Source organism: Paeniglutamicibacter antarcticus, from assembly GCF_039544305.1.
GTDB lineage: Bacteria > Actinomycetota > Actinomycetes > Actinomycetales > Micrococcaceae > Paeniglutamicibacter > Paeniglutamicibacter antarcticus_C.
Genome location: NZ_BAABLK010000002.1, coordinates 79,539 through 92,711, shown reverse-complemented (window position 1 = coordinate 92,711; position 13,173 = coordinate 79,539). Strand labels below are relative to the sequence as shown.

Below are 13,173 nucleotides of genomic sequence, written 5' to 3'. Positions count from 1 at the left end.
ACGGTTAAAGCATCACGCAGCAAGTGCGACCTCATGGCTGCTCCCGAGTCCGCGTGCACCGTATGGGGCGCTCCGTGCTCGGCGATGGCCGCTTCAAACATGTCCACGGCCAGGTGGTCAGCTTCGCTGTCCTCCACGCGCCAGCCCACGATCTGCCGAGATAAAATATCCATCACCGAATAGACCTTGAAGACGATTTTCCGCCATGGCGAATACACGTCAGAAATATCCCACGACCAAATCTGACCCGGCCCGGTGGCCTTCAACACGGGCTTGGCACTGCGGCCCCGTTTGTTCTGCGCTCTAGTGGGGACGGTGGGGCGCAGCATCTGATCTTCAATCTCCGCCGCGATACGCCACCACGTACGCCTAGAAGCGAGCACCAACCCGGCATCCCAGGCGGTGGCGAAGGAATGATCCACGGAGACCTGCTCGGCCCAGCCCAGCTTGATGCATTCGCTGATCTTCTCCCGGTCAGCCTCGCTGATCCGGCTCTCGTAGGCGCGTTCGGACTGATGGATCGGGTCCCGGACGTGTTCACGGGGATTCTGTCGGTAATGCCACGTGGAGCGCGATACGCCCGCCAGTTCAAGTGCCTTGCGCTGGGAACCGGTGACGTCCCTCAGGGTGCCGATGAGGTGGTTCTCGGCGGTTATGAACTTTTCGGATCGTTCGTCTGCTTGGTATCGGGCTCTGGCACGTTCAGCGTGTGCAAGAGCCCGATAGCTTTTCCCAAGGCGGTATTGGACCCCTCAAGCATGCGAATGCGTTCCTGGAGCTGTTCGACTTCTAACTGGTGTTCAGCGATTTCTTTGGCGCGAGCTTTTTCAAACGCGGACCGTTCGCCAGATGTTCGGGTCATACTCCCATGATCCCTTGGTACCAGGTTCCGGTCGAGGTCCCCGTCGTAGACCAGCTTCCGCCACTGCTGCAGGGTCCATGCCGGCACGTTCTTAGCGGCCAGCCAGCTTGCTTTGGTTCCGTGTGGTTGAAGGTAGTACTGGTGCATGAACTCACGGATTTCTTCGCGAGTGTATCCCTGGATTGTTGCTGTCATGGCTGTCTCCTTCAGCAAGGTTTGGACGAGCCGGGTGGCTCACAACCAGCCTGACGTAGAGAGCGAGGACTTTTCCGTTCCATCAACTAGAGGGTAATAAGAGCAAACACGCATCTTCGCGAACATGGTCACTTTAAGGACCAAACCACGATGCACCAGGGCTCCGGACATCTCGATTTAATTGATCTGCCCAGGAAACGCGAATGTGACTGTTTATACCGAAGAGACCCTTGGTATTCCGCGGTTATGACTCGGTGGTCTCTGCAAAATCAGGATGAATTATTATATCGAGCTCCTACACCTGGGCTGCTCAGATACGGTTCAAGTTCCTCGTGATACTGCGGATTCTCCAATTTGCTCTCGGGCCGATGTCCGGAGCCCTGATGCACAGCGATTTCGCGTAACTTGAACGATCTGCGGGGGAAAGTGTCGTAAAGAGAATCAGTTTCTCCAAAAAGCCCAGTCAAGCAGACCACATCGAGCGTACATGCCCCGATCCTCCCTCGGGCGGCGAGGCCCCAGTAAACACGGAGGGCACATATCCATTGTTGAGAGCGAATCGTGCTGACAGCACTTTGTGAGTGGACCGCGGACCACTATCTGGAGAGCCTTTTAGATGCCCCGATCCAGAGGCCGTTGGACTGGATACGGATTACAACCATGACATCCGTTACTAGAAATCCCTGTCTAGAGATCCACTCTCTGTCACCGGTGTTGTGGATGAGGCAGCACCGTTGGTGTTCTTGACGGCTGTTGTGGGCGTCCACACCATGTTCGCTGAGTTGGTGTTGGTGCGCAGGCTGTTGGAACCGTAGGTCACATTGCCCACCGTAACGGTGACTATGCTGCGGGGAATTCCGTTGATCGTTACCGTGGAAGTCTTCATGGTGCCGTCAAAGTAGATGGTTCTGGAGTTCCTTGCGAAGTCGCCCTTGGTGTTCACCGATCCAAGGTTCACCGAGCTGCCAGCTCGTTGGATATCTATGGTGTCGCTCTTTCCGCCCTGGGATAGCAGCTTTCCGTCACGTAATCGGACCGTTACTGGAATGGGTGCCCCGTTCCAGCCTGGCGTGACCGATGCCAAGTTCACCTGTTGGCTGTAACTGAAGCTCAGGGTGTCTCCGGCATCCACCCGACCGGCTATTCCGGAGCCATTGATGCTCTGAATATCTGCTGCACGCAGTGGGCTGTTATCCACCCGTCGGTTACTCACCGTGGCAGAAACTGTTTCCTTGCCGGCGGAATCCAGCAGGACCGCACGGACGTCGTAAAGTCCGTCAGTCACCCCGGTAGTGCTCCAGGGGCAGGTAGAGGGTGAAGTGTTGACAGTGCACCGTGTGGTCCACGTGGTGGTGCCAGCGGGTGCCGTTTGAATCCGGACATTGCTAATGCCAGCTGTGGAGTTGGCATCTGCGCGTAGTGTGACAGTGCCCGAAAGGTAGGAGCCAGGATCCTGCACCGAGATAGTGGACACGGTGTTGTCAACGGTGCGGTAGGAGGTGGCCGAAGATATCGACGTATTTCCTGCCTCGTCGGTGGCGACGGCGCGGAAGCTGTAGGTGCCATAGGCCATGGTGGTGGTGTTGAACCGGCAGGAGTATGGCTCATCTTCCAGGGTGCACATATTTACCCAAGTGGATGTGCCGGATCGGAGGTACTGCAGCTGCACTTGGGCGACTCCGGAGGCAGCATCTGATGCCGATGCTTCGAAAGTGGTGGTGCCGCGAATGGTGGGGCCCGGATCTGCCAAGGAAACCAACGGACCATGGTTATCCACCAATACATCCGTGACGAGGTTGGAGTACGTGATGCTGGTGCCAGAGACGGCCACGGAGCGAAGGTCGTAGGCTTTGTCGGCAAGAGCTGCGGTATTCCACAAGCAGTTGTAGGGGGACGCGAGGTTTTGACAGATGGGTTTCCAGTTGTTGCTGTCGGCTACAGAGTATTCCACCCGCACGGTGTAGGGGATCGTTCCCGGGCGGCTCAGCGTCGTGGAAAGGTTGGTTGTCCCGCGGGCGGTCTCGCCCGGATCGTCCAGGAACACAGTAAAGGAGTTCGCTACCGTGGTGCGGATCGGATCAGTCGTGGTGCTGAGACCGGCTTTGTCCGTGGCTTTGGCACGCAAAAGGTAAGTACCGTCCGGCAGCGTCGCGGTGTTCCAAGCGCAGGCATAGGGTGTGGATTCGGAGGTGCACAAGTTCACCCAGCTTCCGGTGGCTGCCGGCGCATACTGGATGAGTACGCTGCGGATGCCGCTTCGGGCGTCCGAAGCGGCTGCCGTGAGCAACACCGTGTCCTTGACAATAGTACCGGGGCTTGTCAGCGCGACCGAGGGCGGTTCCCAGTCGTCGGCGGCGCCGAACGTATTTGATGCGTTGGCAGTGGTGGCCGTGAACGCCGCGGAAGAAAACACGCTGGCGCCCACCACCGTCATGATGGTCAGAGCCGCCACGATTCCAAAGGCTACGCTGAGCCTCTGCACAGGGGAGGCAGCGGCATCTTCTGGCCATGGCACAGTATTTTGGTTCTGGTGTCCGGCCCATGGGGCAGTTTCCTTGCCGCCGTTGCCGCCGTTGCCGCCGTCACCGGTGTTGTCATCCGGTGGAACGTCGTCGTCGGAGTCTTTCTCGGGGCGGCGGCTGGAAACTCCCAGCACAGCAGCAGCCACGGCCACCGAGGTCAGAAGGGACCACAACATAAGCGCAATGAAATCGCCGTTGCGTAGCCACAGGCCCGGCAGGCCTATGTAGGGGATGAGCAACCGTGCTTGCCCGCTGATTTGCTCCCGATTGATAGGGGTGCTGTCTACCTCGACGTTGGCATCGCCGGCCGTCACAAAGGTGCCGTCCGTGTTCTCTGCCACGATGCGATGCAGGCGTGTTTTTTCAACCCCGCTAGGTTCGGCCTCTGCAGGGCTTCGATACTGCACCACGCCGCCCCGACACCCACCTCCGCGTCGGGGATCCCGGCACCGAGCTCTGCGACCAGAGCCGTGACCGTCTCCAGCACGGCCGCAGGATCGTGTCCAACGGTGGAGCGCTGCATGCGCCGTGTCACCTGCCCTTCGGCGTCCACCAATCCAGCAGCGATCTTGGTGCCGCCGACATCGACGCCAATGGCCATCGATCCCGTGCTCATGCCAGTCCCCTGACCCCGAAGTTGGAACCGTCGTTGAGCTCCGTCAGGATCCGCACGGCCTCTTCCGGGTCATCGACGATGAAGATCTTCTCTTCCATGGCCCGTCCACGGGCCAGCTCCTCGAGCAGCGGGAAGGCCGGCAGCGTCTTGGTCCAATGCTCGATCCCAACCAACACCATCGGACTGATGCTGCCAGCCGCGCCATAGTAGTTTTCGCAGGCGTCCTGGAAGATCTCCTGGACGGTCCCGGCCGCGCCGGGCAGAAAGACCACCCCGCCGGTACACTTCTCCAGGAGCACCGCTTCACGGGTGGCGTTGGCAAAGTATTTCGCGATGTGGGTGGCGAACATGTTCGGAGGCTCGTGGCCGTAGAACCAGGTGGGGACACCAAGGTTCGCCACGCCCACCGGCCAGCGTTCACGCACCGCTTCGGCGGCCCGAGCCCAATTGGTGATCGAAGGGTCGAATCCCGGCTCCTTTGCCAGCATCGCAAGCGCGGCTTTGAGTGTCTCCTGACCGGCGGAGCCAAGATACGCACCCAGGTTCGCTGCTTCCATGGCCCCGGGCCCGCCACCGGTGGCAACGATGAAACCGGCCTCGGATAACGCATGGCCCAATCGGGCAGCCTTTTCGTACCCGAGGGATCCACGCTGCTGGGCATGGCCACCCATGACGCCGACCAGGTCCGCGTGGGACAGTTCCCCGGTACGGATCTGTGAATCAAGCCGCGATCCGATCGCATGGTCATGCAAGGTCGTGGACAACGCCGCATTCAGCGCATCATGTGCGCCCGCGCCCAATCGATGCGCGGACCATGCGTAGATCCGCGCATCGGGCACCGACTCATAAGGCCCGGAGTCCAGGCCACCATACAGTTCAGCCCCGGTGTAAAGTTCGCCGCGGTACGGGTCGAAGGGCAGGCCGGGGATCTCCGGGAAGACCAAGGCCCCTCCGGCGCGCAGCCGGCGTTCGATCTTCGTTTCGATCTCGCACCCCATGAACACCGAGCCTGCCGAGCGCAACTTGTCCAGCACCGCACTTCGCTCGCGCAGGTCGACCGATTGCACATGCCACCCGTGCATGGAGGCTGCCAACCGTTTGTCCGTCAATGCCAGTGCCGTGGCCGCGTGCTTGTCGAAATCCTTCAGCGAGGCAATTTCAACCACGCGCGGGAGGGGATGCAAGGCCGGAGTGCTGTTCATGACATCAAAGACTATCTACATTCGGGGCACCGAGATGTATTTGTGCACAGCACATCCCGTCTTGGTTCGTGCTGGCGGGCTGAACGTGAAACGATAGGAGGATGACCGATTCTGCTTTTCCCATGGTCGACGCGCGTGAAATTCTGCGTGTCGTTGGTGGTGTTTCCTTCACCCGAGGCAAGGCCTTGGCCACAGATGCCGCGCTGAGCGGATTCTTGTGGGATCCGGTTGCCCAGGCCCTGGCCGCTACGGTGTCCGAGGATGGCGAGCCCCCACGCGATGTCGCCATCACGCTGGCTACCAAGAAGACGGTGCGCGTCATTGACGCTGCCACCTGCCCCTGTGCCGACGCGCCCAAGTGCCGGCATGTCGCCGCCGTGCTCATTTACTCAAACTCCATGCACCTGCGCGCCAAGGACGTGGTGTACCGCACCACCGCCGCCGCTGTGCCGGCGTGGCAGCAATCATTGCAGGAGCTGCTCGCCCCTGCACCGGCAACCCCCAAGTCCTTGGGCGGGCCCAGTTCCAAGCACCCCGTACTGCAGATGGGTTTGCAATTCGACCTGCAGGACACCACACTCTCGGCACACCAGCAGTGGGCTCCCGGCTCAGGCGTGGGACAGCTCAAGGTCGCCTCCCGCCGTTGGCGCCTAGGGGTGCGCCCGGTAGTGCGTTCCGGGATTGACCGTTGGGCGCGCTCAAACCTGCGCTGGAACAACATCACCTTCAAGACCTACGGGTTGAACCTGGATATCGAGCAGCACCGCTGGTTCTGCCAGTTCGTTCCGCTGTACCGGGCCAAGGGCGAACTCTACTTCGGTGAAGATAACGACTGGTTGTATCTTGACGAGTACTCCTCCGCCCTGCTCTGGGAGCTGCTGCCCGAAGCCAAGGCGCTGGGAGTAGCCCTGGTGGGCATGCGCACCAACACCCGCATCATGTTAGCCTCCCCCGCCCATGTGACCCTGGGGGCACGGGCCACGGAGGACGGGCTGGCACTGGCCCCCTCGGTATCCCTGAACGGGCACAAGTTCATCCTCGATGCGAACATGGCTGCAGGTTCGATCGGTAACCACGGCGTCTACGCCGCCACCGAGGACCACCATGAGATCCTACTGGGTCAGGTTCCCGGCGGGCTGAGCCACACCGAGCTGTCGATGTTGCGCCACCCCGAGACCCTGAACGTTCCCGAGGGTGAAACCGAGGAGTTCTTCTCCCGCGTCTATCCGCGCCTTGCACGCAAGCTGCGAGTCACCAGCCCCGATGCCTCGATCGAGTTGCCGGCGGTGCTGCCGCCCAAGCTCGTAGCCAAGATCCGCTACGGCACCACCGAATCCATCGACGTGGACTGGACCTTCGACTACCAAGGCATGGTCGTTGACGCTGCGGACCGGGACATCGCGGTGGAATCCGCGCTGGAATCCACCGTGCTGGAAATCTTGAACCGGTACCCAGCCTTCGAGGCCACGGTGCTTGGGCCCAAGCACCTGAAGGGGCTCGAGGTCATCGACTTCGTCCGCCGGGTGCTACCGGAACTCACCGAAGTCGAGGGCCTGGTAATCAAGGAAACCGGGAACCGCCCCGAGTTCCACGAACTCACCGAGTCCCCCGAACTGGTGATCACCACCGTGGAATCGGACCGGCGCGACTGGTTCGACCTGGGCTTGCTGATCTCCATCGGCGGACGCCAGATCCCCTTCGCCGAGATCCTGCGAGCCCTGATCAACGGCGAGACCAAGCTGCTGATGCCCGATCGCAGCTACTTCTCCTTGCAGGACCCGCTATTCGACAAGCTGCGCTCCTTGGTCTCCGAGGCCAGTGGGTTGCGGGACATGAAGGACAAGGAAGCGGATATCTCGCTAACCCAGTACCAGTACGCGATGTGGGAGGAACTCGACGCCCTGGCTGCACACGTCGAGGGCCCCGATGCGTGGGTGAGTGCACTGAATTCGCTGGTGGACCTGAAGGCCACCGAAACCGAGCTTCCCGCGACGCTCAATGCGACCTTGCGCCCGTACCAGACCGAAGGTGTCGGCTGGCTTGCGACCCTGTGGCGCAACGGACTGGGTGGGGTGCTCGCCGATGACATGGGCCTGGGCAAGACCGTCCAGGCGTTGGCGTTGATCCTCCACGCCCATCAGGTGTGGGAGAACCCAGAGGCCCACGAGGACGTCTCGGGGACGGCCGCGCAGCGTGCACCGTTCCTGGTGATCGCACCGACCTCGGTTGTCTCGAACTGGAAGGACGAGGCGGCACGCTTCGCCCCGTCGTTGCGTGTAGCCACGATCACCGACACCGAGTCGCGGGCCGCGGCCTCGCTGGCGACCATAGCCGGCGAGAACGACATCGTCGTCACTTCCTACACCTTGCTGCGCCTGGATGACAACGCCTATGCCGACATCACCTGGGCCGGGCTGATCCTTGACGAAGCACAGTTTGTGAAGAATAAGGCGACCAAGGCCCACCACGTGGCCCGGGACATGCCGGCACGCTTCAAGTTGGCGATCACCGGCACACCCATGGAAAACAATCTCATGGAGCTTTGGTCGATCTTCGCCATCGTCGCACCCGGGCTTTTCCCCTCGGCGTTGCGCTTCGCGGAGAACTACCAACGCCCCATTGAACGCCAGGGACTGCCCGAGCCTTTGGCCCGCCTGCGCCGGAGGGTCCGACCCTTCATGCTGCGCCGCACCAAGGCCGCCGTGGTCACCGACCTGCCCCCGAAGCAGGAACAGGTCCTGCACGTGGAACTGGGCGAGGCACACCGCCGGGTCTACGACACGCACCTGCAGCGCGAACGCCAGAAGGTGCTGCGCCTGGTCACCGACATGGACAAGAACCGGTTCACGATTTTCCAATCACTGACCCTTTTGCGCATGCTGGCACTGGATGCGTCCCTGGTGGATCCCGACTACGCCGATGTCCCCAGCGCCAAGCTGGACGTGCTCTTCGAGCAACTCGAGGATGTCCTGGCCGAGGGCCACCGCGCGCTGATATTCTCCCAGTTCACGTCTTTCCTGAAGAAGGCAGCAGACCGGTTGGACGCCGCGGGAACCCCGTACGCCTACCTGGACGGCTCTACGCGCAAACGCGCGGAGGTTATCGATTCCTTCAAGTCCGGCGCCGCACCGGTGTTCCTGATCTCCCTGAAGGCCGGCGGCTTCGGGCTGAACCTCACCGAAGCCGACTATTGCTTCCTGCTCGATCCCTGGTGGAACCCGGCAGCCGAGTCCCAGGCAGTGGACCGGGCGCACCGCATCGGCCAGACCCGCAACGTCATGGTCTACCGGATGGTCGCCAAGGACACCATCGAGGAGAAGGTGGTGGCGCTGCAGGATTCCAAGCGCCAGCTCATCTCCTCGGTCATGGACGAGGGTGCCGGATTCGGCAAGGTGCTCAACGCCGACGACATCAGGGAGCTGCTGCGCTAGAGGCACAGCTGCTCCCCCGGCGCCTATGGCACAAGCATGACCTTGATGGAGCGGCGTTCGTCCATGGCCGCATACGCCTCGGGTGCCTGCTCAAGGCCCATGACGGAGTCGAAGACCAGGCCGGGGTTGATCGATCCGGCCAGCACGTCTTCGAGCAGCTCGGGCAGGTAGGCGCGGGTACTGGCCGCCCCGCCCGCCACCGAGATGTTCTTCGAGAACAGCACACCCATCGGCAGTCCATCTTGGCCGTGGGGTACCCCCACAAACCCCAGCGCGCCACCGGGGCGGGTGCAGGCCAGCGCCTGGTCCATCGCCTCGGCGGTTCCCACGCATTCAAGCACAGAATCGGCAAGGACTCCACCGAGCAGCCCGCGCACCTTCTCCGCGGCTTCGGCGCCGCGTTCGGCCACCACGTCGGTGGCCCCGAACCCGCGTGCCAGAGCGGCACGGTCTTCGTACCTGGCCATCGCGATGATGCGGCTGGCGCCCAGTCGCTTGGCGGCCAGCACCCCGCAGAGCCCCACGGCTCCGTCCCCGACCACCACCACCGTGCGGCCCGGTGCGACACGCGCTCCCAGTGCCGCGTGGTGCCCGGTGCCCATCACGTCGGAAAGCGCCAGCAAGGACTTTGACAGCTTTTCATCGGGATCACTGACCCCGGGTACCGGAACCAGCGTTCCCTCGGCGTTGGGAACGCGCACCGCCTCTCCCTGACCACCGTCAACGGGCAGCCCGTGCTCGTCGGTACCGCCCCAAGTGGCCCGGTGCTCGCAGGCCACCTGGACTCCGTTGCGGCACGGAGGGCAGGAACCGCAGCTGTTGGCCCAGGGTGCCACCACGAAGTCCCCCACCGCCAGGCTGGTGACCCTGGAACCGACGGCTTCGATGACGCCGATGAATTCATGGCCGATGCGCCGTGGCTCCGTCGTCTCGGTGACGCCGCGGTAAGGCCATAGGTCCGAACCGCAGACGCAGGCGGCGGTGACCCGCACCAACGCATCGGTGTCGGCAAGGAGCTGCGGGTATGGGCAGTCCTCGACGCGGATGTCCCGCGGTCCGTGGATCAAGGTGGCGCGCATTCTTCCTCCGCAAGGTCGGGTTGGTGTTTCCACGATCCAGCCTATGCCTGTTTCGTGTTCGTTCTGCAACGTATAACCACAATCAACCTCGCGTTGATGACCGTTTGTTGCCCGGGAAACCCTGTTGCTCGCAAATCGTGCCCGCGGCCAAGTACAGTTGGTAATGCTTCACGAATTCTGGCTGCCGCACGGCAAGGCTCCGACCGGCCAGATACCAACCCCATAGTTGCACGGTGGGTGGTTCGGATGACGAAGCGGCCCCTCGGTTGCATCCCGCGCGAAGGGCAAGGACAACGAACCCCAAGGACGTGTGCGCCATCATGTACAGCCCAACATTGGCCTCTTCACCGCAGACCAATCCATTGCCGCGCTTTGCCGGCGACTGGATCACCGCATGGATCGAGGTCCACGACGATACCGGCCTGCTGCATGTGGGCGCAGGGCCGCGCGAGTGGGTCTTAGAAGCGCTGGCGCCGCACAAGCTCTTCACGGCCATGGCCGGCCACGGGCCTCTCGAGGTCGAATTCAACCCCGAGCTGCTGGTGGTCCTTCTTCCCGGGGCCCACAAGCTGGTCGGGAGCTCATTCTTCCGCCTGCGCAGCTAGGAAGATCAGGCGCGGCAGGACTAAAAAGACCGGTGGCGGCCTCGTTTGCTAGGTGAGTAGCAAGGAGGCCGCCACCGAAAGGGCGATCCACACGCTTAGAGTGCGGCGTAGATTTCGCGCAGCAGCGTCGCGGTTTCCGACGGGGTCTTGCCGACCTTCACACCGGCAGCCTCGAGTGCTTCCTTCTTGGCCTGTGCCGTACCGGCCGAGCCCGAGACGACGGCGCCAGCATGGCTTATGGTCTCGGGCTCCGGGCCGGTGCTCAGGCCCGGAACCCGAGACCATTTCTGGTTGCCTTGGACTAGGCAACGAGAGTCTTTTAGGGAGTACCGTGGGTGGGCCACGTCGCTTGGCATCGCGAACCTGACCACATGCCCCGCCCTCAGACCCTGGCAATCGACCTCCAAAGCTCTTCGTGAATCCCGACGGGCTTTCGAAAACAGATAGGCTTCTGACCGGCCTAGATGTCCAGGATCATACGCAATCCCTTGCACCGGGAGACGCAGATCATCATAGTGTCCCCGGCGTCGCGTTCCTCCTCAGAGAGCAACGAGTCGCGGTGGTCAATCTCCCCCGAAACGACTTCCGTCTCGCAGGTCCCGCAGATCCCCTCCCGGCAGGAGTTTAAGGCCGGGATCCCGGCTTGCGCCAAAGCATCCAAAATACTGGTGCCCACCGGCACCTGGACCTCAACACCAGTCGTGGTTTCAACCGTAAATTCGTGGTCCCCGTCTGCCGGGAGCGTGGCCGCGGGGTCGGCCACGAACCGCTCAAAGTGGAACCGGGTTCTGTCGTCCCAGCCTGTAGTCAGGGACGTGATGAAGTCAAGTAGCGGCCCGGGACCGCATACGTACGTGTGGAAGTCGGCATCGGTGGATCCCAACAAATCCTTTAGCGGATACAAGCCAGCGGTGTCATCGGCATGCAAATGCACCTTGTCCCCGTAGCGTGCCAGCTCCGCTGTAAATGCCATCGAGTCCAGGCTTCGGCCCAGGTAGACCAGCCTCCAGGGAACCCCGGCCGCATCGGCCTGGGCGAGCATCGGCAGGATCGGAGTGATCCCGATGCCCCCGGCGATGAATAGGTACTCGTTGGCATGCCCGAGTGCGAAGTTGTTCCTCGGTTCGCGGACCTTGATTCTGGCCCCTGGCTGCAGGTCGTCATGCACGAATGCCGACCCTCCGCGGCCGCTCGGTTCTCGCAGCACCCCCAACCGCCAACGCCCGGTGCCCGGTTCGGAGCACAACGAATACTGGCGCAGCAGTCCGTTGGGCAGCAGCACGTCGATGTGCGAGCCGGGGGTCCACGCCGGCAACGGCGTCGCTGAGGGATGTTCCAGGTGCAGAGACACCACGCAATCGGATTCTCGGCGGATCTCGGCGATTTCCACCTCGAAAAAGCCGTCGCCTCCGATGGGTGGGCCCTCTCGTGGTTCCGGGACCAGTCCGGTGTCGATTGCGGTGGTCACGACGCACCTCCTGTGCTGTGGTTTTTTGGTGCGGACGGCGCCGCGATGGGGGATGCTGCTTGTCCTGACGGCAAAGTGGAAAGAGAATCCAACGCAGCCAAGACGGCCTCCGATGCCTCACGCACCGAGATCGTTACCCGCACACCAGCACCTTGGAAAGCGCGCACGGAGACCCCATGCGCAACGCACGCGGCTTCAAGTTCCAACGACCGAAATCCGGCGGGAATCCACACAAAGTTTCCACCGCTGGACGGAAACTCCAGCCCTCGCGCAACCAGCTCGGAAGCCAGATAATCTCGCTCGGCCACCACCTCAGCGACCGAGGCCTTTAGATAATCGATATCGGCCCAGGCCGCAACGGCACCGGCTTGGGCCAGCGAGCTGAGCCCGAACGGAGGCGCCACTGCCCTGATGTTCGCCGCAATGTCGGTGTGAGCGAGCAGGTAGCCTGCTCGGGCTCCGGCCAGGCCGTACGCCTTTGAAAAGGTCCTCAGAATCAGCAGGTTCGGATACTTGTCCAACAGCTCGGCGGAGTCGTTGCCCGAAAAGCTGTACTCCGTGTAAGCCTCGTCCAGCACCACCAGTACCTCACGTGGGGCATTGTCCAAGAACTCCGTGATCTCCCACATTTCCAGCACAGTACCAGTCGGGTTGTTGGGGTTACAGAGCAACACCACGCTTGTATCGGCGCCGATGGCGGCCCCAATGGCTTCCAAATCGTGGCGATGGCAAGCATCGAGCGCCACCGGGACCGAATTAGCTCCGGCCAAGGCGATCAGGATTGGGTATGCTTCGTAGCTGCGCCAGGCGTAGATCACGCTGGATCCCGGCGGCGCGTAGGCGCTGAGGATCTGGCCCAGCAGTGCCAGCGATCCGGCACCAACCGCGATCTGTTCGGCGCTCAGTCCAAGTGTGTCGGATATGGCCATTACCAGTTTCTCCCCGGCGATTCCCGGATAACGGTTGGTACCGGCGGCGGCCTCGGTCATCGCGGCGACTGCCGAGGGTGCCGGGGCGATGCACGATTCGTTAGAGGATCCGACCCACTTTACTGTCCCCAGCCCTGCGGCCCGCGAGTACTGCGGCAGTGTGCCCACAACCGGCAGGGGAACCGGGCCGGTTGCCATGCCCGTGTGCATACTCACTGATCTACTCCGGTCATCTGGTACAAGTTGCGGCTCTCCAGGTCCATG

General features: G+C 62.2%; 10 protein-coding genes, 1 pseudogene and 1 riboswitch. Of the genes and pseudogenes, 2 read left to right on the top strand and 9 right to left on the bottom strand.

Annotation, left to right across the window (positions count from 1 at the left end):
- The 5 genes from ABEA12_RS00430 to ABEA12_RS00410 form a co-directional block, all read right to left on the bottom strand.
- The coding region (locus ABEA12_RS00430; RefSeq protein ID WP_345465684.1) for a DDE-type integrase/transposase/recombinase at positions 1–422 on the bottom strand (422 nt) is incomplete at its 3' end.
- A 230-nt stretch (positions 423–652) separates the two neighbouring features.
- Positions 653–1,057, bottom strand: coding sequence for a hypothetical protein (locus tag ABEA12_RS00425; RefSeq protein ID WP_210101907.1), 405 nt, complete (start codon positions 1,055–1,057; stop codon positions 653–655).
- Between the two features lie 673 nt (positions 1,058–1,730).
- Positions 1,731–3,920 (bottom strand): Ig-like domain-containing protein, encoded by a 2,190-nt coding sequence (locus ABEA12_RS00420; protein WP_210101908.1) that lies wholly within the window; start codon positions 3,918–3,920, stop codon positions 1,731–1,733.
- Entirely contained in the window at positions 3,890–4,195 is a 306-nt protein-coding gene (locus tag ABEA12_RS00415; protein WP_210101909.1) for an ROK family protein, read from the bottom strand. The genes ABEA12_RS00420 and ABEA12_RS00415 overlap by 31 nt, the downstream gene beginning before the upstream one ends.
- Positions 4,192–5,397, bottom strand: a complete 1,206-nt coding sequence (locus tag ABEA12_RS00410; RefSeq protein ID WP_210101910.1) for an LOG family protein — start codon at positions 5,395–5,397, stop codon at positions 4,192–4,194. The genes ABEA12_RS00415 and ABEA12_RS00410 overlap by 4 nt, the downstream gene beginning before the upstream one ends.
- Positions 5,398–5,498: 101 nt before the next feature.
- Here ABEA12_RS00410 and ABEA12_RS00405 point away from each other — a divergent pair, with 101 nt between their 5' ends.
- The gene (locus tag ABEA12_RS00405) at positions 5,499–8,828 is read left to right on the top strand and encodes a DEAD/DEAH box helicase (RefSeq protein WP_210101911.1); all 3,330 of its coding nucleotides are present in this window, start codon (positions 5,499–5,501) and stop codon (positions 8,826–8,828) included.
- Between the two features lie 23 nt (positions 8,829–8,851).
- On the opposite strand, the gene ABEA12_RS00400 is transcribed toward ABEA12_RS00405, so the two are convergent.
- Entirely contained in the window at positions 8,852–9,907 is a 1,056-nt protein-coding gene (locus tag ABEA12_RS00400) for a zinc-dependent alcohol dehydrogenase family protein (RefSeq protein WP_210101912.1), read from the bottom strand.
- A gap of 166 nt (positions 9,908–10,073) precedes the next feature.
- A riboswitch (SAM riboswitch) is annotated at positions 10,074–10,204 on the top strand.
- Positions 10,205–10,227: 23 nt separating this feature from the next.
- Between ABEA12_RS00400 and ABEA12_RS00395 the strand changes: the two genes are divergently transcribed.
- Positions 10,228–10,512: a hypothetical protein gene (locus ABEA12_RS00395; protein WP_210101913.1), complete on the top strand. Its 285-nt coding sequence runs from the start codon at positions 10,228–10,230 to the stop codon at positions 10,510–10,512.
- Between the two features lie 95 nt (positions 10,513–10,607).
- Here the strand turns inward: ABEA12_RS00395 and ABEA12_RS00390 are convergent.
- From ABEA12_RS00390 to ABEA12_RS00380, 3 genes and pseudogenes are all read right to left on the bottom strand, one after another.
- Positions 10,608–10,772: pseudogene (locus ABEA12_RS00390) on the bottom strand (succinate--CoA ligase subunit alpha); the annotation flags it as partial.
- Between the two features lie 200 nt (positions 10,773–10,972).
- A complete protein-coding gene (locus tag ABEA12_RS00385) occupies positions 10,973–11,980 on the bottom strand; it encodes a PDR/VanB family oxidoreductase (RefSeq protein WP_345465673.1) in 1,008 nt (335 codons plus the stop codon).
- Complete coding sequence (locus ABEA12_RS00380; RefSeq protein ID WP_345465687.1) at positions 11,977–13,119, bottom strand: aminotransferase class I/II-fold pyridoxal phosphate-dependent enzyme; 1,143 nt, start codon at positions 13,117–13,119, stop codon at positions 11,977–11,979. Before ABEA12_RS00380 ends, ABEA12_RS00385 begins: the two co-directional genes overlap by 4 nt.
- Positions 13,120–13,173: the final 54 nt, after the last annotated feature.